This window comes from Streptomyces sp. NBC_00996 (genome assembly GCF_045162675.1).
Classification (GTDB): Bacteria; Actinomycetota; Actinomycetes; order Streptomycetales; family Streptomycetaceae; genus Streptomyces.
In genome coordinates this window covers 5,787,238-5,804,235 of the sequence record NZ_CP108723.1, presented here as the reverse complement: position 1 = coordinate 5,804,235, position 16,998 = coordinate 5,787,238, and the positions used below count along the sequence as shown (strand labels likewise).

Sequence of the window (16,998 nt, the reverse complement as noted above, 5' to 3'; positions counted from 1 at the left end):
TTTCGGTTAATTGTTCCGCCCCCTCGGGTGGTCGCGGAGAACGCCGTCGGAAAGCCCGTCGCACAGGGCGGAATGGCAGTAACGGCCGCCAACGCACTTTGAACCGTGCACAAGGCACAGCAGCATGCAGTCTGCATTCGTGCCGGCCATAGTCGTGCCACATCCTGGGGTCAACCACGATCCCCCAGCCCGATCCGAAAGGTTGCTGTACCGCAGCGAACTACAGCAACCTCAGCAACCGATCACGTGCGTTCGGGTCCTCGTGGGGCCATCGCCGCACCTCGCTCCTAACGCGGGGCTGGCGTCGAGGGCCGTGGTGCGGCACCCTCCGGGGCCGTCTCTGGGCCGTCCGAGGGCAGCCAACGACGACAGACCACGCCCGCTTTCTCCCTGGCCAGAGATGGCGCGTTGGGTACCACCGCAGGCGTTCATCCGCGAAGCCATGTTGAGGAAGTTCAGAGCTTGGGCGCAGGATGACCGGCATGACCTCCAGCGCGCGCCCCTTCCTCAACCGCCGGCTCGCCGAGTTCGGAACGACGATCTTCGCCGAGATGTCGGCCCTCGCGATGAGCACCGGCTCGATCAACCTCGGCCAGGGCTTCCCCGACACCGACGGTCCCGAGGAGATCCGGGAAGCGGCCGTGCGGGCGCTGCGGGACGGGCGCGGCAACCAGTACCCGCCGGGTCCCGGCATCCCCGAGCTGCGCGCGGCGATCGCCGCGCACCAGGAGCGCCGGTACGGCCTTTCGTACGACCCCGACACCGAGGTCCTGGTCACGGCGGGCGCCACGGAGGCCATCGCCGCCACCCTGCTCGCCCTGCTGGAGCCCGGCGACGAGGTGATCGCCTTCGAGCCGTACTACGACTCGTACGCGGCCTGCATCGCGATGGCGGGGGGCACCCGGGTCCCGGTCACACTGCGCCCGCACGAGGGCAGCTTCCGGCTCGACCTCGACGAGTTGCGCGACGCCGTCACCGACAAGACCCGCCTGCTGCTGATCAACACCCCGCACAACCCGACCGGCACCGTGCTCACCCGCGAGGAGCTCACCGAGATCGCAAGGCTCGCTGTGGAGCGTGACCTCCTTGTGGTCACGGACGAGGTCTACGAGCACCTCGTCTTCGACGCCGCCGAGCACCTGCCGCCGGCCACGTTCCCGGGGATGCGCGAGCGGACGGTCACCATCGGGAGCGCGGGGAAGACCTTCTCGTTCACCGGCTGGAAGGTGGGCTGGGTGACCGCCGCGCCCGGCCTGGTCACGGCGGTGCGCTCGGCGAAGCAGTTCCTGACATACGTGTCGTCGGGCCCGTTCCAGTACGCGGTCGCCGAGGCCCTGGCCCTGCCCGACACCTACTTCGACGCCTTCCGCGCGGACATGCTCGCCAAACGCGACCTGCTGACGGCGGGACTCACGGAGGCGGGCTTCGCCGTGTTCCGCCCGGCCGGCACGTACTTCATCACCACCGACATCCGCCCGCTCGGCGAGAGCGACGGTTTCGCCTTCTGCCGTTCGCTGCCGGAGCGCGCGGGCGTCGTCGCCATCCCGAACGCGGTCTTCTACGACCACCGTGAGGCCGGCGCCCCGTTCGTGCGGTTCGCGTTCTGCAAGCAGACCTCGGTGCTGGAGGAGGCGGTGGGACGTCTGAAAGCGCTGGCGGGCTGACGACAGGCCCCGGGTGCCGTAGACGAAACGAGGGCGGGCGTTTCCCGGCAGTTCCGACCTCCGGACGTCGTCTTCCGTCAGCTGGGCAGGGGCGTCGTACTCGACCAGAACGCGGACGCACGTTCGGCTCCGGCAGCTTCTGCCTCGAGTAGTCGGGGCCATTCGACTTGCTCGTCGGCTGAGCAACCTCGGACTTCTCCACGCACGGGGTGGTGACGCTCAGATGGGCCTGGCCGTTCGGCCCGATCAGCACCTCCAGCTGGAACCCGTCCTGTGTCTCGAAGTCGGCCGCAAGGCCGTTCGGACTCGTGGCGACGAGCTGGTAGCCCCTGCTCTTCCAGTGGCGTTCCAGGACGCCGAGGCAACTGCCGCGCCGTTCGGCGGAGATGACCGTCATGGCGGAACGGTCACGAGAATGAGCACCAGCGCGGCAGCCGCTGCAACCCTCGCCCTCATCGCGGCGTCTCCCTCACGACGTATCCGCACGTCGCCCTTCCTGCGGCACGGCCTCCCCTCTCACTCCGGTCGGCCTGGCACCTGCATCGTCTGCGGTGCAGGCTGTTACGGGCCCGGCCTCTTCACCGATCCCGTGCTGGATCGTCTGGATATTCTGACCCGCTGTCAGGAGTGCTCAGGTGTCGTAGACGGTGGAGCGATGCCCGACGTGTACGACCCACACCACCAGCTCGCCGTTGTCGATTGTGTAGATCACGCGGTAGTCGCCTACCCGTAGGCGCCGCCGGTCGGGCTGGGAGACGAGGGCCGTGGTGTTGAACCCCATCGGGTCGTTCTCCAGCTCAGCCAGCTTGGCCAAAATGCGGAGGGCCATGTCTCGCGGCACCTTGCGGAGTTCGGTCTGAGCCTCGGCTCGGAAGACGGTGCGGTACTCACTCACTGCGCGCCAGCGTCTCCCTCATGATGTCCTCGATCGGGATGCCGGGTGCCGGGTTGGTCATGCGCTCGTCGATGATCCGGTTGATCTCGCGCTCTTCCCACTCCTGGTATTTGCGCAGCACTTCGATGGACACGACGGCGGCGACCTGCTTGCCGCGCCGGGTGATGACGGTAGGTACGTCGTCCCGGTCGGCCCGCTCCACGACCTCGGCCAGGTGTGCCCGGACATCGCGGATCGACTCTATGGGCATGGGCTGCGTCATGCACCCAAGGGTAACGAGTGTCTCATGTGTACACAACAGCTCACTGTCTCTCGAGTGTGTAGCCCCGTGGGCCCTCACGCGAATATGTGCGCGAACGAGGTGTCGGCTGGGTTACCGGCGCCCCCGATCTCGTCGCCGCCGTCCGCTCGGCCAAGCAATTCCTGACGTACGTCGCCTCCGGGCCCTTCCAATACGCCGTGGCCGAGGCCCTGCGCCTTCCCGACTCGTACTTCGCGGACTTCCGCGCGGACATGCTGGCCAAACGGGACCTGCTCGCGGGCGGCCTGGAGCAGGCGGGCTTCAAGGTTTTCCGCCCGGCCGGCACGTACTTCATCACCACCGATATCCGGCCCCTCGGTGAGAGCGACGGTTTCACCTTCTGCCGTGCGCTGCCGGAGCGCTGCGGGGTGGTCGCGATCCCCAACGCGGTCTTCTACGACCACCGTGAGCAGGGCGCACCCTTTGTCCGCTTCGCGTTCTGCAAGCGGACAGGCGTGCTGGAGGAGGCGGCCTCCCGACTCAAGACGCTGGCCGCCTGACAGCCACAGACGCACCAGCACATGTACCGGCCACATCGCCTGGTTGCTCCGAGCCGCCGCGCACCCGGACTCGACTGCCGCCTGGTCGACCGCCGCAGGGCACCTTCCCGCTCGCCGCGGGCCGTGATCCAGCCGGGCCAGCTCCGTGCGGGCGGCGTCCGGGTCGTAGTCCTCGGCCAGCACCCCCAGCAGGCCGGCCGCCGGCGCCTGGACCAGTTCACCGACCAACGGTGCGTCCCTGCCGGCCGCCAGCAACCGCTGTCGTACGGCCCGGGTAGCGAGCTCGGTGAGACGGATGAGCTCGACCGGCCCGGCGGTCAGCTCCTCTCGCCGGGCATCGGCACGCTCCCGCGCCGCCGGGTCCGTTGCCGCCCCGCGACGCCCAGCAGCTCCGCGAGCTCAGGCGGCATGTCCGCGAGCAGCTCGGGACCGGCATCGGAGAGGTCGATGTCGAGAAACACCGGATCGGCCATCCCACGGTCACGCTCGATCGCGCCCAGGTCGTCCAGCAGGTCGAGCACCGCGCGCAGGTCCCGGTCGGCGTGCTCGAACCACATCCGGTGCTGAAGGTCCAACCCGGCGTCGAGCTGGAAGGAGGTCCGATAGGCCAGGTGTACCGTGTCGCGCAGCCGCGGCCAGGGCATCGGGTACGGCAGGCTGTAGAGCGTGTTCAGCACATCCTCCAGCACCTCCTCGTAGACATCGAAGAGCAGCGACTCGACGTGCCAGCCGCTGCGTGCCCCGATCAGGGCCTGCCGCAGCTCGAAGCACGCCTCGAAGGCGCGCAGCCACAGCTGGAGCGGGTCGGCCAGCACCGGCCGGGCCTTGGCCACCGCGTACAACCGCCCCTTGACCACCCGGACCAGCCGTGCCTTCTTCGCCCACTCCATCAGCAGTCCCAGCCGCGGCAGGTCGGCCGAAGAGCGCACCCCCTCAATCCTGTCGCCGGTGCCGAGCACGTCCACCAGCTCGCGGGCCTCCGCCATCCGCAGCCGTCCCGTCGCCGTCACCGGGCGGCCGCCCTGCCCCGCCCATTCGGCGAGTCCGCGCAACTGCGGTGCCGACGGCACGGGCCTGGCCGGCGGGGAGTTGCTCGTCAGCGGGCGTCTGCCTCGGGCTCCGGGCGCGGGAGTTCGTCGAGGTCGAGGGTGAAGGTGCGGCCGTCGGCCAGGGGGATGGGGAGCTTGCCCGTGCCGTACTTGTGGGTGTGTGCCGCGATGTAACCGGTGGCGGTCGGCTGGGTGTGGAGGACGACTTCCTGGGCGTAGGGGTCCACGACCAGGTAGATGGGGATGCCGTAGCGGCCGTACTTCGCGGTGCAGTCGTCGTAGTCCTTGCGTGCGGAGGAGGTCGAGACGACCTCGGAGATCAGCAGGACGTCCTCGAAGCTGTAGCGCTTGCCCTCCCGGCGGGCGTCCTCGCGAAGGATCGCCAGATCGGGGGCGGAGTTCTCGTCGGCAGGGAAGTCGATGTAGACGTCGGAGGTGACCTTCGAGTGACGGCCGAGGGCGAGAGCGGAGTCGATCTGCATCGATCTGATGGTGCTGGAGTGCTCTTCGCTCTGCGGAGTCATGATCACCTTTCCATCGGCCCCGAACAGGACCGTGTACCCCTCGGGGAACTCGGTGTGCACGATCGCGTCGACGCTCATGGACGGCTCCTTCCCGTGTGTGGTCAGGATACGGCGGACAGTGCCGTGCCACCGAGCCCGGCGGTACGCCTGTGAGATCCGTCGCCGCCGTCGCCAGGCAGGACGAGGTTGTCGAGGCCGGGCTCCTGCGACGCCGCTGCTCCCCAGTGGCGATGCCCCGCCGGGGCGCCGGCGCCTGGACCGACATCACAGTCCGGGAAACAAATGGGTGCGTGAACACGGCGTCGCCTGGGTGACCGCGCCGCCCGCCCTGGTCAGCGCCGTACGGTCGGCGAAGCAGTTCCTGACGTATGTGTCGGCGGGCCCGTTCCAGTACGCCGTGGCGGAGGCGCTCGCGCTGCCGGACGCGTACTTCGACGCGTTCCGCGCCGACATGCCGGCCAAGCGGGACGTGCTGGCGGCGGGGCTCACGGAAGCCGGGTTCGAGGTCTTCCGCCCGCAGGGCACGTACTTCATCACCACCGACATCGGGCCGCTCGGCGAGTCCGACGGCTTCGCCTTCTGCCGCGCCCTGCCGGAGCGCGCCGGTGTCGTCGCCATCCCGAACGCCGTCTTCTACGACCACCGGGAGGCGGGCGCGCCCTTCGTGCGGTTCACGTTCTGCAAGCAGACGGAGGTGCTTCAGGAGGCGGCGAAACGGCTCAAGGCGGCGTGGTAGTTCCGTAGGCGGCGATCGGGACACTCCGTCGGCAGCAGTGCGGGACGCACCCATGGCAGCACAGCGGCGCGCCGGTATTCACGCCTGGCCCGCCGCCGGCAACTCGACCGGCAACTCGACGGGAGGCGCCTCCGTTAGCACTGCGCGCGCCGTCCCCGCGGACGGCGCGCCGGGGCGAGGTGAACCGTACCCGCACGGAGGCACAAATCTAGCGAATACCCCGTAGGGAACGCACAGTTCGGGTGTGACCCACCCGAGTACCCTCGCTCGCCCCGCCCTCACGGAGCACGGGGACCGCGCCCACCCGTCGCCCCGCGCCGCGCGCAGCCTGCCGAACGCCACGGTGACCGCGCTGGGGCTGTTCGCCGCCGCACGCCTCACCGGCATCCTCGTGCTCGCCGCGACCGCCTGGGCCACCGGCAAGCACCCGCTCGTCCTGCTCGCGCGGTCCTGGGACTCGATCTGGTACCTGCACATCGCGGCGCACGGCTATGGCCGGACGATGTACTTCCAGCCCACCGTCGTCCACAGCGACCTGGCGTTCTTCCCGCTGTACCCGGCGCTGGTGCGCACCGCCACCGCCCTGACGCCGCTGAACGCGGGCACGGCGGGCCTGCTGGTGTCCTGGCTGGCGGCCGCGGCCGCCGCCTGCGGGGTGTACGCGATCGGGGCCCGGCTGCACGGCCGCGCGGTCGGCACCACCCTCGTCCTGCTCTGGGGCCTGCTCCCGCACTCGGTCGTGCTGTCGATGGCGTACACCGAGCCCGTGCTGACCGCCTTCGCCGCCTGGTCGCTGTATGCGCTGCTCGGCGAGCGTTGGCTGTGGGCGGGCTCCCTCGCGGCGCTCGCGGGTCTTTCCCGGCCGAACGGGTTCGCGGTGGCGGCGGCGGTCCTCGCGGCGGCGGCGCAGGAGGCCTGGCGGCGGCGCGGCCGAAAAGTTCCCCACAGGCTGTGGACGGGCGCCGCGCTCGCGCCGCTCGGCTGGGGCGGCTACGTGCTGTGGGTGGGGCACCGCAAGGGCGATCCGCTCGGCGGCTATTTCGAGGTGCAGCGGCTGTGGGGCTCGCGCTTCGACTTCGGGGTGGGCTCGCTCCGCTTCATCAAGCACCTGCTGCTGCACGGGGACCGCTTCGTGTTTCCCGTGACGCTGCTGATCGTCACCGCGGCCGTCCTGCTGTACGCGCTGCTGATCGCCGACCGCACGCCCTTGCCGCTCCTCGTCTACAGCGGCGTACTGCTGCTGATCGCGCTCGGCGGCTCCGGCTTCTTCGAATCGAAGCCGCGCTTCCTGCTGCCGGCCTTCCCGCTGCTGCTGCCGCTGACGCGGGCGCTGGTGCGAACAGCGAGAGCCCGGCCCTGGCACGCGACCCTGGTGGTCGGCGCCCTGGCCGGGCTCTCGTTCGCATACGGCGCGTATCTGGTGGTGATCACCCACACGCCGCTGTGAGTTCCCGGAGGACTACTCCTCGTCGTCTTCGGGCTTCTCCGCCTCGTTGATCTCCTGCTCCAGGCCCAGCTGCTCGACGAGCCACTTGTCGAACTCGATGGCGGCCCGCACCCAGCTGACCGTCGACGAGACGAAGTGTTCCAGGCTGACGCCGGTGCCGATCAGCATCTGCGCCTCGCCGATCAGGCGGACGGTGCCGTCGTCGTGCGTGTGGCTGTAGACCTTGGGCCACAGCGTGCGGCGGTTCCAGTCGTCGATGGACTCCAGAAGCAAGGGCTTCTCGTCGATCTGGTGCGGCCGGTCGTAGAACGTACGCACCGAGAAGACCTGCTGGTCGCCCTCGCCACGGAACATGAAATACGTACGGAACTGCTCCCACGGCGCCGCGAGGTCACCCTCGTCGTCGACGACGTACTTGAGCTCCATCTGGTCAAGGAGCTGCTTCACGAGGTCCTGATCCGGGACGACGGGGCCCGCGGGGCCGCCGGGCTGCGGCTCGGGCTGGCCCCCGAAGTTCGGAATCGAGGACGGGTCGATGCTCACCGTGTATTTCCCTTCGTACGGATTCTGCCATCCTCCCCCATCCAGGGAGGGGAGTGGCAACCCCTGACAGGGCCTGTCGCCCGGGGGCTGGCAAGATCCGGTCACGGGCACCGCTCGGGGCCCTGCGCGAAGCCTCGGCACCGGTCCTCCGAAGGGTCTCGGCGCTGCTCTTCCACAGCGCCTCGGCTCACCGGGCCGGGGCGAAGGTCCCGGCCCGGTGAGCGCGGCCCTACAGCGTCTTGCCCGTCGCCGGGCCCACGATCAGCCCGCCGCCATGGGGGTCCCCCCGGTCGAGCGAAGCCGAGACTGGGGGAGCGTCCACCCGTACCGTGTCGCCGTCCTTGACCTCGCCCGCGAGGATCTCCTTGGCGAGGCGGTCGCCGATGGCGGTCTGGACGAGGCGGCGCAGCGGGCGTGCGCCGTACGCCGGGTCGTTGCCCTCGTCGGCGAGCCAGGCCAGGGCCGCGTCGGTGACCTCCAGGGTCAGCCGGCGCTCGGCGAGCCGCTTGGCGAGCCGGCCGATCTGGAGCCCCGCGATGCGCTCCAGCTCCTCCTTGTCGAGGGCGGAGAAGACCACCAGGTCGTCGAGGCGGTTGAGAAACTCCGGCTTGAAAGAGGCCCGCACGATCTCAAGGACCTGCTGCTTCTTCTCCTCCTCGGAGGTGAGCGGCTCGACAAGGAACTGGCTGCCCAGGTTCGAGGTGAGGATCAGGATGGTGTTGCGGAAGTCGACCGTCCGTCCCTGACCGTCCGTCAGCCGCCCGTCGTCCAGTACCTGGAGCAGGATGTCGAAGACCTCCGGGTGCGCCTTCTCGACCTCGTCCAGCAGGACGACGCTGTACGGGCGCCTGCGCACGGCCTCCGTCAGCTGACCGCCCTCCTCGTAACCGACGTACCCGGGCGGGGCGCCGACCAGCCGCGCGACGGTGTGCTTCTCGCCGTACTCGCTCATGTCGATGCGGACCATGGCCCGCTCGTCGTCGAAGAGGAAGTCGGCGAGCGCCTTGGCCAGTTCGGTCTTGCCGACGCCGGTGGGGCCGAGGAAGAGGAAGGAGCCGGTCGGGCGGTCCGGGTCGGCGATTCCGGCGCGGGTGCGGCGCACGGCGTCCGACACGGCCTGCACGGCCTCGGTCTGGCCGATGAGGCGACGGCCCAACTCCTGCTCCATGCGCAGCAGTTTCTGGGTCTCGCCCTCCAGGAGCCGCCCGGCGGGGATGCCGGTCCAGGAGCCCACGACGTCGGCGATGTCGTCGGGCCCGACCTCTTCCTTCACCATCGTGTCCTTGGCTGCTTCCTCCTCCGCCTCGGAGGCCTCCTCCAAGTCCCTTTCCAGGGACGGGATCTCGCCGTACAGCAGCTTGGAGGCGGTGTCGAAGTCGCCGTCGCGCTGGGCGCGTTCGGCCTGGCCGCGCAGGTCGTCGAGTTTCTCCTTCAGCTCACCGACGCGGTTGAGGGACTGCTTCTCCTTCTCCCAGCGGGCGGTGAGACCGCGCAGCTCCTCCTCCTTGTCGGCGAGGTCGCGGCGCAGCTTCTCGAGGCGCTCCTTGCTGGCGGCGTCGGTCTCCTTGCCGATCGCCAGCTCCTCCATCTTGAGCCGGTCGACGGCGCGCTGGAGTTCGTCGATCTCGACGGGGGACGAGTCGATCTCCATGCGCAGCCGGGACGCGGCCTCGTCGACGAGGTCGATGGCCTTGTCGGGCAGGAAGCGGGAGGTGATGTACCGATCGGAGAGCGTCGCGGCCGCGACGAGCGCGCTGTCCGCGATCTGGACCTTGTGGTGGGCCTCGTAGCGCCCCTTGAGCCCGCGCAGGATCGCGATGGTGTCCTCGACGGTGGGCTCGGCGACCAGCACCTGCTGGAACCGCCGCTCCAGCGCCGGGTCCTTCTCGATCCGCTCGCGGTACTCGTCGAGCGTCGTGGCACCGACCATCCGCAGCTCACCACGGGCGAGCATGGGCTTGAGCATGTTCCCGGCGTCCATGGCGGAGTCGCCGCCGGCCCCGGCGCCCACGACGGTGTGCAACTCGTCGATGAAGGTGATGATCTGCCCGTCGGAGTCCTTGATCTCGGCGAGGACGGTCTTGAGCCGCTCCTCGAACTCACCGCGGTACTTCGCGCCCGCGACCATCGCGCCGAGGTCGAGCGCGACGAGCCGCTTGTCCTTGAGGGACTCGGGCACGTCGCCCTTCACGATGCGCTGGGCGAGCCCCTCGACCACAGCCGTCTTGCCGACACCGGGTTCACCGATGAGGACGGGGTTGTTCTTGGTCCGGCGGGACAGCACCTGCACCACCCGTCGGATCTCCTGATCGCGGCCGATGACGGGGTCGAGCTTGCCCTCGCGCGCCGCGGCCGTGAAGTCGGTACCGAACTTTTCGAGCGCCTTGTACTGGCCCTCGGGATCCGGGGTCGTCACCCGGCGCCCTCCCCTGGTCTTCTGGAACGCCTCGAGCAGCTTTTTCGCACTGGCACCCTGCTGGGAGAGTACGTCGCCGGTCTGGCCGCCCTTCGCGGCGATACCGAGGAGCAGGTGCTCCGTGGAGAGGTAGTCGTCGCCGAGCTCCTTGGCGCGCTCGGCGGCGTCGGCGATGACGGCGAGCAGCTCCCGGTTGGGCTGCGGGGGCGCGACGGTGGACCCGGTCACGCTGGGCAGGCCCGCGAGGACGCGTTCGACCCCGGCACGGACGGAGGCCTGGTCGGCGTCGACGGCGGCCAGCAGATCAATGATGTTCTCGTTGTCCTGCCCCCCGAGCAGCGCCAGCAGCAGGTGCGCAGGGGTCAGATCCGGGTGCCCCTCGGACACGGCCCGGCTGGTGGCCGCGTTGATCGCATCCCGGCTCCTGTTGGTCAGCTCGGCGTCCACGGTCGCGTTCTCCTCCTTGCGTCAGCGGTCCTGCATACGTCCCTCGCGCATGCATCCCTCATACTGAGTGTGCCAACGGGCACAAAGTTGAGTCTATTCCACTCAAGGGTGTGTCGGGGGCGTAGATTCGGGCCTCATGGCTTCGTATCCGGTGGACCCGCGGCAGCCCGACGCCGCCTACCTCAGCTTCTGGCGCGAGCGGCACCTGTGCACACTCTCGACACTCCGCCCCGACGGGAGCCCGCACGTGGTGCCGGTCGGGGTGACCTACGACCCCGAGGCGGGCCTGGCCCGGGTGATCACCAACAAGTCCAGCGCGAAGGTGGGCCACGTACGGGCGGCGGGGGCGGACGGGGCGCGAGTCGCGGTCTGCCAGGTGGACGGCCGCCGCTGGGCGACACTGGAGGGGCGGGCGACGGTATCCGTCGAGCCGGCGCGCGTCGCGGAGGCGGAGCGACGGTACGCGGAGCGGTACGGGCGGGTGCCGTCGCCGAACCCGTCCCGGGTGGTGATCGAGATCGAACTGACCTCGGCGATGGGGCGCGGCTGATTCCAGCCGCTCTCGGTATGCGCCGACACCTGGAGGTTTCACGTAAAACTGCAGCGGCGTCACCGTGTTCAGGTCACGGTGACGCCGCTGCGGGGGGAAGTACCTGCGCGATCTACTACGACGGGGGAATCGCGTCAGGCACTGCGGGGGGTGGCTGCAATGGTCTGTACGTCCGGGATTTCCGGTTCGGCCAGCTGGTGGTCGCGCTGGTCGAGGTTCACAAAGATCATTCCGTAACGGATGGCACACCTGACTGGCTGCGGCGCCCCCCGAGGCCGTCGCAGACACCGGTACGCCCGCACGTCGTCCTCTTCGTCCCGGGTGACCACCACCGGTTCCCCGAACACGGTCACCATCAGCGAGTCACCGCTGTGGGGGATGGCGGTGGCCAGGTCGATGAAGTGCCAGCCGGAGCGGTAGGCGGTGGCCATTTCCCGGCGGAAGGAGCGGTCATCGGGAGGAGTGGTCATATCAGGCCCAGACACTGTCATCTTCGCCAGCCGGAGCCACCGGCCAGACGCTGTCACCAGTAATCACGACGGTCGCGGCCGCCGCCGGCCAGACACTGTCCGCCCTGGCGTCACCCTTCGCATCGGAGAGACCGCTCAGCGCTCCGAAGGCCATAACGGCGGAGAAGGCGGCGACAAGCGCCGAGCGAAGCATTTTGTTACGCATAGTCGGCTTCGTCCTCACTTGAAGGTCCCCTCTTCCCCCGTCGGATACGACGATGGCTCATTCGGGCACGTCATGGCCACACAATCGATGCATCATGTTCCTGCACGTTCAGGACCCTGGGGGGTGGAGTTTTGGCAATAAATGGGACTAGAGGGACACATCCCCATGCGGTGACCCAGCTGTGCGAGGAAGGGGGCCGCATCTACGCGAATGCACTGCGCACAGGACGCATCGCTCGCGCGGACGTGGAATCCGCTCCCTGCCTGATGGAGTTCGCCCTGCTGCACCCCGATCCTGACGACGCGAACTGGTTGCGTCCGGTACCACCGTCCATCGCTCTGGCCCAGCGTCTCAACCCCATAGAGCACGAGATCACCGAACGCCGGCGCTTGTCGATCGAACTGGCCGATGCTTTCGAGCCGTTCATGGCGCTCAGCGCCCAGGCCACGGCGACCACGCACTCGATCACTGTGCTGGAGGGCAACGGCCGGATCAACGCAGCGCTCGACCTGGCCACGGCCCAGTGCCAGGTCGAGATGCTCACGGTCCAGCCCAGCGGTCCTCGCCCCGAGCGCAATCTCATCCAGGGGCTGGAACGCGACAGGCCCCTGATCGAACGTGGTGTGCGGATCCGGACTCTCTATCAGCACACGGCTCGGTACAGCCCGGAGAAGCTGGCCTACGTGAGCCAGCTCTCCAACGGCAAGGTGGAGCACCGCACCATCGACGAACTGGTCGAGCGCCTCATCATCTGCGACGAGACCGTGGCCTTCATCCCCACCCGTGACGACCAGCAGGTCGCGCTGGAGCTTCGCCACCCGGGCCTCGTCCGCTACCTGATCAAGGTCTTCGAGTTCATGTGGGGCCGTGCGGTCCCGCTGACCACCGGCGCCCCCTATGAGACCGCCCCCGACGGCATCACGGAGATCCAGCATTCCATCGCCAAGCTCCTGGTGGAGGGCCACGTGGACGAGGCCATAGCCCGCCGCCTCGGCATGAACGTCCGCACCTGCCGCGCCCACATAGCCAAACTTGCCACTGCACTCGGCAGCGGGAGCCGGGCACAACTCGGCTTTCTCATAGCGCAGTCCGGCATCCTGAAACAGGATCACTGAGCGCTGGCGGAGGAACGGAACGGGTGACCACCGGGGGGCACGGGCACGGAGCCGACGAACTGTGCGAAGCAGGCCTGAAGTTGTACGCCCGCGCGCTGCGCGAGGGGCGTGTGCGGGTGAAGCCGCCGAAGGCGCCCCCTGCCTGATCGACTTCGGCCTGCTCCAGCCGGAGGTCGAGGACCTGCACTGGCTGGAACCCGTCGCACCGGCGGTCGCCCTCCACTTGGCATGAACGTCCGCACCGCCCGCGTCCACATCGCCGGACTCGCCGCCACTCTCGGCAGTGGGGGCCGGGCCCAACTCCGCTACCTCATAGGGAAGTCGGGGATCCTCGATCAGGAACACCAGGGGGCCCGGGAGCAACCCCAGGAACGGTGATCGTCTCGAGTTCCGGGGTCCGCGGAGGTCCGTCCAGGCCCGCCTGGGCGATACGGACGCCCAACTGGGTGCGGCTGGCCGCGCCCAGGGTCTCCGACAGACGCGCGATGTGCGCCCGGCAGGTACGGACGCTGATCCCGAGCCGTTCCGCGACCACCGCGTCCTGGTGGCCCTCGGCAAGGAGGGCGGCGATGGAGCGTTCGCGGTGCGTGATGCCCTCGATGCCCGTCGACGGGAGCGGCGAGGTCAGCGGGATCGCCAGGCGCCAAAACCGCTCGAAGACCGTCACCAAGTAGTCCACGAGGGCCGGGTGGCGTAGTTCCAGCGCGATCGTGCGGTCCGGGTTCGCGGGGATGAAGGCGACCTTGCGGTCGAAGAGGATGAGCCGCTCGACGACCTCGTCGAGGGTGCGGGCCTCGGCCGCCTCGCCCATCAGCTCCATGTAGTTCAGCAGGCCCTGGCCGTGCCGGGCCACATGCGTGTACAGGTCCCGCATCCGCACACCCCTGCGGCGCATCTCCAGCGCCCGGTGCAGGCCCTCGGAGAGTTCGTCCTCGCGGCGGATACCGCCCGGCTGCACGGTGAGGACCTCGCTCGTGCATTCCTCGGTCGCCTTGTCCATGGCGGCCCGGATGCGCGGCAGTCCGTCGAGGACGCGGATCGCCACGCCCTCGGCCGGCGCCTGGACGCGTCCACCGAGCCCCGCGTACCACTCGAACGCGGACACCGCGTCGCCCAACCGCACCTGGCTCGCGCTGACTTCCTCGTACACCCCGCGCAGCAGCCGTGTCATGACCTCCTGCGGCGAGGTCGGGACCAGCCACCCCATGTCGTCGGGGTCGGGGTGCAGCAGCGCCAACTCCAGCAGACAGGGCACCGCTTCGGCGTCCTCGCGGGGCACGCGGCCGCGCCGCACGGCCCGGGAGTACACCCGGTCTCCGGCCTCGCACAGTCGGTCAGCACCGTGCGGATGCATGTCCGTCCCGTGCCCGGCCATCTCCCACCTCTGGCTCCAACCCCGGCGTAAGCCCTGCGTTCCAGCGTCCTTCGCAGCGCAATTACCTGCGTTCCAGCGTCTTCCGCAGCGCAACTATGCGCGGACCCGCCCGCCTCCGCAACACGACACCGCTCCGAGCCCGCACCTAATTCCACCCAAATATTATGGAATTTCCCGGCCTCCTTACCACCCATTGCAACAAGCTGACGGTGGTAGCGTCCCGCCCCCGCACTGCATGGTGATGCCGCTTCCCCCAGGTATCGCAAGGTGCCAGGAGCAGCCCTGACCGGATCCCCCTTCCGGCCAGGGCCGCCACGTGCTCCGGCACGCGCCGAAACGCCGCATGAGCCGGCGAAAGTCACTGAGTGACCGGCGTGCTACGTACAGCGCCCTACGTCAAAGGGGCGCAGAGCGCGGGCGTAAGCCAGGACATCACCCACCTGACGGCGGCCTTCCTGCCCGGCCTCGGCCTGCCCACCCGCCAAGTGTCCGGTTACCTCCACCCCGACGGCGAGGCCGAACTCCACCGCCCCGTGGGCGGCCAGCGCCACGCCCCCCTTCGCGTACCTCCCCGCCCGGTCGGCCGCCACGCCCCACAGGTCCGCCAGCTCCGCGACGGGGGAGAGCCCCCGCCCCCAACAGGCGGTCAACCCGGTGGCCGGGCTCACCGGGCGATCGTGGCTCTCGTCGTACACGCTCACCCGCAGCCGTACGGGGGGTGAGCCGCACGCGGAGCATCGCGGTGCCCTTGGTGTGCAGGTGGACGTTCGTCACCAGCTCCGAGGTGCAGAGGGGCGCGGGAATCACTAACGCGTCACGGTCGAGGGTGAGGAGGACGGCGCGCACGAAGTCCCGGCAGACCTTGGGAGCGGTGGCGTCGGCGGGGGCGAAGAGGCTGTAGTCGTAGGCGAGTTGGGCGGGGCGGTGAAGGGCTCTGCGGGCAGCTTCCATGGGCGTCGAGTCCTGTCGGAGCGGTGCGGTGGGGGTGGTCGTACGCCCGCGATGGCATTGTCCGGGTCCGGCTGGATGACGCTCCGAGTGCACTTTCGCTTGCGGGCAGGGAGAGTTGGACGACTCCGGTACGGTTCCGGAGCATTAGCGGCGCCACACTCACGGCAGGGGAGCAGGTTTACAATTTTCAAGCTTGTCTCTTGAATCTGTGGACGAACTCCCTTGCCCTGGAGAGACTTTGAGCGGACCGACGAGGAGTGGCCAGTGGGACTGCGCACCACCATCAGCGAACGTCAGCGACGACTCGGCTTCGAGCTCAAACAATTGCGCGAACAGGCAGGGTTGAGTGCAGGTGAGGCCGCCGAACGGATCGGCATGGCGCGCGGCCAACTGAGTCAGATCGAGACCGCGAAGACGACGATCCTGACGGGGCGGCTGCGAGAGTTGTGCCGCGTCTATGGGTGTACAGATAACACCTACGTCGATGCCCTGGTGACTTTGTCCGAGGCGACCGGAAAGGGCTGGTGGAGCGCGTACAAGGGGCCAATGGAGCCAGGCGCGCTCAGCTTGGCCGAGTTGGAGTCGAGCGCCGTGGTCCTACGGATGCATCAGTCGCTGTTCATCCCAGGGCTCTTCCAGACCGCCGCGTATACGCAGGCCATCTTCAACAGCCCAAAACTGGGCTTTGAGAACATCGAGGAAGGCCTGAAGTTCCGCATGGAGAGGCAACGGATCCTCACATGCGACAACCCTCCCGCCGTGCATGCCGTGATCCACGAAGCCGCCCTGCACATGCGATTCGGTGGTCCTCAGGTGGTACGCGAACAACTGCTGCGACTCGTCGAACTGGCCCGGTTGTCCAACGTAACCGTCCAGATCTACCCGTTCAGCGCGCAGGCGCACGCCGCGCTCAGCGGGAACTTCGTCCACATCATCCCCAGCGCCCCGGAGTTGAGCACCGTCGTACTCGAACAGCTCGGCGGGGCCCGGTACTTGAGCGAGCAGGCCCATCTGCAGCAGTACGGCGAGATGTTCGACCGCCTCGCCGAAAACGCCCTGGCCCCCATCGACGTATCGTTGGCCCCTGAAGCACACTCAGTGAAGGACTCGCTGGCCCTCATCCAGCACCTTCTCTACACCCTTTAGGGGAGGCCCAGATGTCCGAGCTCAACTGGCAGAAGTCGACGTACAGCGGCGGCCCACAGGGAGAGTGCGTCAACGTCGCCACCGCCCCCGACGGAACGATCCGCCTCCGCGAAAGCGACACCCCCCGCACCGTCATCGCCACCGCCCCCGAAGGACTCGCCGCACTGCTGCGACACCTCAAGACCTACACCTGAGGTCCCCCCGAGCTACGTCGACTTCCGGGAAAATCTTCCCGCCAGCCATCCCGGTTCACCACACTGGGACGTACGGGGAGGTAGGGACGCCATGGATGTACTGCTGGGTCTGACGCCGGACGGTGACGCGGATCCCGAGGAGGTCGAGAGACTGACAGCCCGGCTCCGTGCCGAGTTGCGCGGACTCGACGTCGAAGCACTGCGCCCCCTCTCCGACGGCGCCCCACCCGACGGTGCCAAGGCGGTCGATCCGGTCACCGTCGGCGCCGTCGTGCTCGCCCTGAGCGCTCCGGGCGGGGTGCTCACCTCGCTCGTGGAGACGCTGCGGGACTGGCTCGGCCGGCAGTCCGCGCGGAACCGTATCTCGGTGACCATCGACGGAGACACGCTCGAACTGGAGCAGGCGTCCGCCGACGAACGCCGGGAGCTGATCGACCGGTTCGTGCGCCGCCACCGGTCGGGAGAATAGC

17 protein-coding genes and 3 pseudogenes are annotated in these 16,998 nt (G+C 68.9%); 11 read left to right on the top strand and 9 right to left on the bottom strand.

Annotated elements, in window-relative coordinates; all coding sequences use genetic code 11:
* Positions 1–473: 473 nt before the first annotated feature.
* A complete protein-coding gene (locus OG390_RS27285) occupies positions 474–1,664 on the top strand; it encodes a pyridoxal phosphate-dependent aminotransferase (RefSeq protein ID WP_406171885.1) in 1,191 nt (396 codons plus the stop codon).
* A 631-nt stretch (positions 1,665–2,295) separates the two neighbouring features.
* Here the strand turns inward: OG390_RS27285 and OG390_RS27280 are convergent.
* Both OG390_RS27280 and OG390_RS27275 read right to left on the bottom strand, forming a co-directional pair.
* On the bottom strand, positions 2,296–2,559 hold the full coding sequence (locus OG390_RS27280) for a type II toxin-antitoxin system RelE/ParE family toxin (protein WP_406171883.1): 264 nt from the start codon (positions 2,557–2,559) through the stop codon (positions 2,296–2,298).
* Entirely contained in the window at positions 2,552–2,821 is a 270-nt protein-coding gene (locus OG390_RS27275; RefSeq protein WP_005483715.1) for a type II toxin-antitoxin system Phd/YefM family antitoxin, read from the bottom strand. The genes OG390_RS27280 and OG390_RS27275 overlap by 8 nt, the downstream gene beginning before the upstream one ends.
* A 101-nt stretch (positions 2,822–2,922) precedes the next feature.
* On the opposite strand from OG390_RS27275, the pseudogene OG390_RS27270 reads away from it, so the two are divergent.
* Positions 2,923–3,360: pseudogene (locus tag OG390_RS27270) on the top strand (aminotransferase class I/II-fold pyridoxal phosphate-dependent enzyme); the annotation flags it as partial.
* Between the two features lie 317 nt (positions 3,361–3,677).
* On the opposite strand, the gene OG390_RS27265 reads toward OG390_RS27270, so the two are convergent.
* Positions 3,678–4,430: a hypothetical protein gene (locus OG390_RS27265; protein ID WP_406171881.1), complete on the bottom strand. Its 753-nt coding sequence runs from the start codon at positions 4,428–4,430 to the stop codon at positions 3,678–3,680.
* 26 nt (positions 4,431–4,456) lie between these two features.
* Positions 4,457–5,011 (bottom strand): Uma2 family endonuclease, encoded by a 555-nt coding sequence (locus OG390_RS27260; protein ID WP_406171879.1) that lies wholly within the window; start codon positions 5,009–5,011, stop codon positions 4,457–4,459.
* 223 nt (positions 5,012–5,234) lie between these two features.
* On the opposite strand from OG390_RS27260, the pseudogene OG390_RS27255 reads away from it, so the two are divergent.
* Positions 5,235–5,669, top strand: a pseudogene (locus OG390_RS27255) (aminotransferase class I/II-fold pyridoxal phosphate-dependent enzyme); the annotation flags it as partial.
* Between the two features lie 244 nt (positions 5,670–5,913).
* Entirely contained in the window at positions 5,914–7,116 is a 1,203-nt protein-coding gene (locus tag OG390_RS27250) for a hypothetical protein (protein WP_406171877.1), read from the top strand.
* Positions 7,117–7,128: 12 nt separating this feature from the next.
* Here OG390_RS27250 and OG390_RS27245 read toward each other — a convergent pair whose 3' ends face one another.
* Both OG390_RS27245 and clpB read right to left on the bottom strand, forming a co-directional pair.
* Positions 7,129–7,659, bottom strand: coding sequence for a YbjN domain-containing protein (locus OG390_RS27245; RefSeq protein WP_399075618.1), 531 nt, complete (start codon positions 7,657–7,659; stop codon positions 7,129–7,131).
* A gap of 229 nt (positions 7,660–7,888) precedes the next feature.
* Positions 7,889–10,522: an ATP-dependent chaperone ClpB gene (gene clpB, locus OG390_RS27240; RefSeq protein ID WP_406171875.1), complete on the bottom strand. Its 2,634-nt coding sequence runs from the start codon at positions 10,520–10,522 to the stop codon at positions 7,889–7,891.
* 136 nt (positions 10,523–10,658) lie between these two features.
* Between clpB and OG390_RS27235 the strand changes: the two genes are divergently transcribed.
* Positions 10,659–11,072, top strand: coding sequence for a pyridoxamine 5'-phosphate oxidase family protein (locus OG390_RS27235; RefSeq protein WP_406171873.1), 414 nt, complete (start codon positions 10,659–10,661; stop codon positions 11,070–11,072).
* 134 nt (positions 11,073–11,206) lie between these two features.
* On the opposite strand, the gene OG390_RS27230 is transcribed toward OG390_RS27235, so the two are convergent.
* Positions 11,207–11,542: a hypothetical protein gene (locus OG390_RS27230; protein ID WP_399075624.1), complete on the bottom strand. Its 336-nt coding sequence runs from the start codon at positions 11,540–11,542 to the stop codon at positions 11,207–11,209.
* A gap of 375 nt (positions 11,543–11,917) precedes the next feature.
* Here OG390_RS27230 and OG390_RS27225 point away from each other — a divergent pair, with 375 nt between their 5' ends.
* The 3 genes and pseudogenes from OG390_RS27225 to OG390_RS27215 all read left to right on the top strand — a co-directional run.
* Positions 11,918–12,862, top strand: a complete 945-nt coding sequence (locus OG390_RS27225; RefSeq protein WP_399075626.1) for a helix-turn-helix transcriptional regulator — start codon at positions 11,918–11,920, stop codon at positions 12,860–12,862.
* Between the two features lie 23 nt (positions 12,863–12,885).
* Positions 12,886–13,008, top strand: coding sequence for a hypothetical protein (locus OG390_RS27220; protein WP_406171870.1), 123 nt, complete (start codon positions 12,886–12,888; stop codon positions 13,006–13,008).
* A gap of 76 nt (positions 13,009–13,084) precedes the next feature.
* Positions 13,085–13,240, top strand: a pseudogene (locus OG390_RS27215) (helix-turn-helix transcriptional regulator); the annotation flags it as partial.
* Here OG390_RS27215 and OG390_RS27210 read toward each other — a convergent pair.
* The gene (locus OG390_RS27210) at positions 13,173–14,237 is read right to left on the bottom strand and encodes a LuxR C-terminal-related transcriptional regulator (protein ID WP_406171869.1); all 1,065 of its coding nucleotides are present in this window, start codon (positions 14,235–14,237) and stop codon (positions 13,173–13,175) included. The pseudogene OG390_RS27215 and the gene OG390_RS27210 sit on opposite strands and share 68 nt — an antisense overlap.
* Before the next feature lie 377 nt (positions 14,238–14,614).
* A complete protein-coding gene (locus tag OG390_RS27205) occupies positions 14,615–14,905 on the bottom strand; it encodes a hypothetical protein (protein ID WP_406171867.1) in 291 nt (96 codons plus the stop codon).
* Between the two features lie 547 nt (positions 14,906–15,452).
* Here OG390_RS27205 and OG390_RS27200 point away from each other — a divergent pair.
* The 3 genes from OG390_RS27200 (at position 15,453) to OG390_RS27190 (ending at position 16,997) form a co-directional block, all read left to right on the top strand.
* Entirely contained in the window at positions 15,453–16,334 is an 882-nt protein-coding gene (locus OG390_RS27200) for a helix-turn-helix domain-containing protein (RefSeq protein ID WP_406171865.1), read from the top strand.
* Positions 16,335–16,345: 11 nt separating this feature from the next.
* The gene (locus tag OG390_RS27195) at positions 16,346–16,528 is read left to right on the top strand and encodes a DUF397 domain-containing protein (protein ID WP_406171863.1); all 183 of its coding nucleotides are present in this window, start codon (positions 16,346–16,348) and stop codon (positions 16,526–16,528) included.
* Positions 16,529–16,619: 91 nt separating this feature from the next.
* Positions 16,620–16,997, top strand: coding sequence for a hypothetical protein (locus OG390_RS27190; protein ID WP_406171861.1), 378 nt, complete (start codon positions 16,620–16,622; stop codon positions 16,995–16,997).
* Position 16,998: the final 1 nt, after the last annotated feature.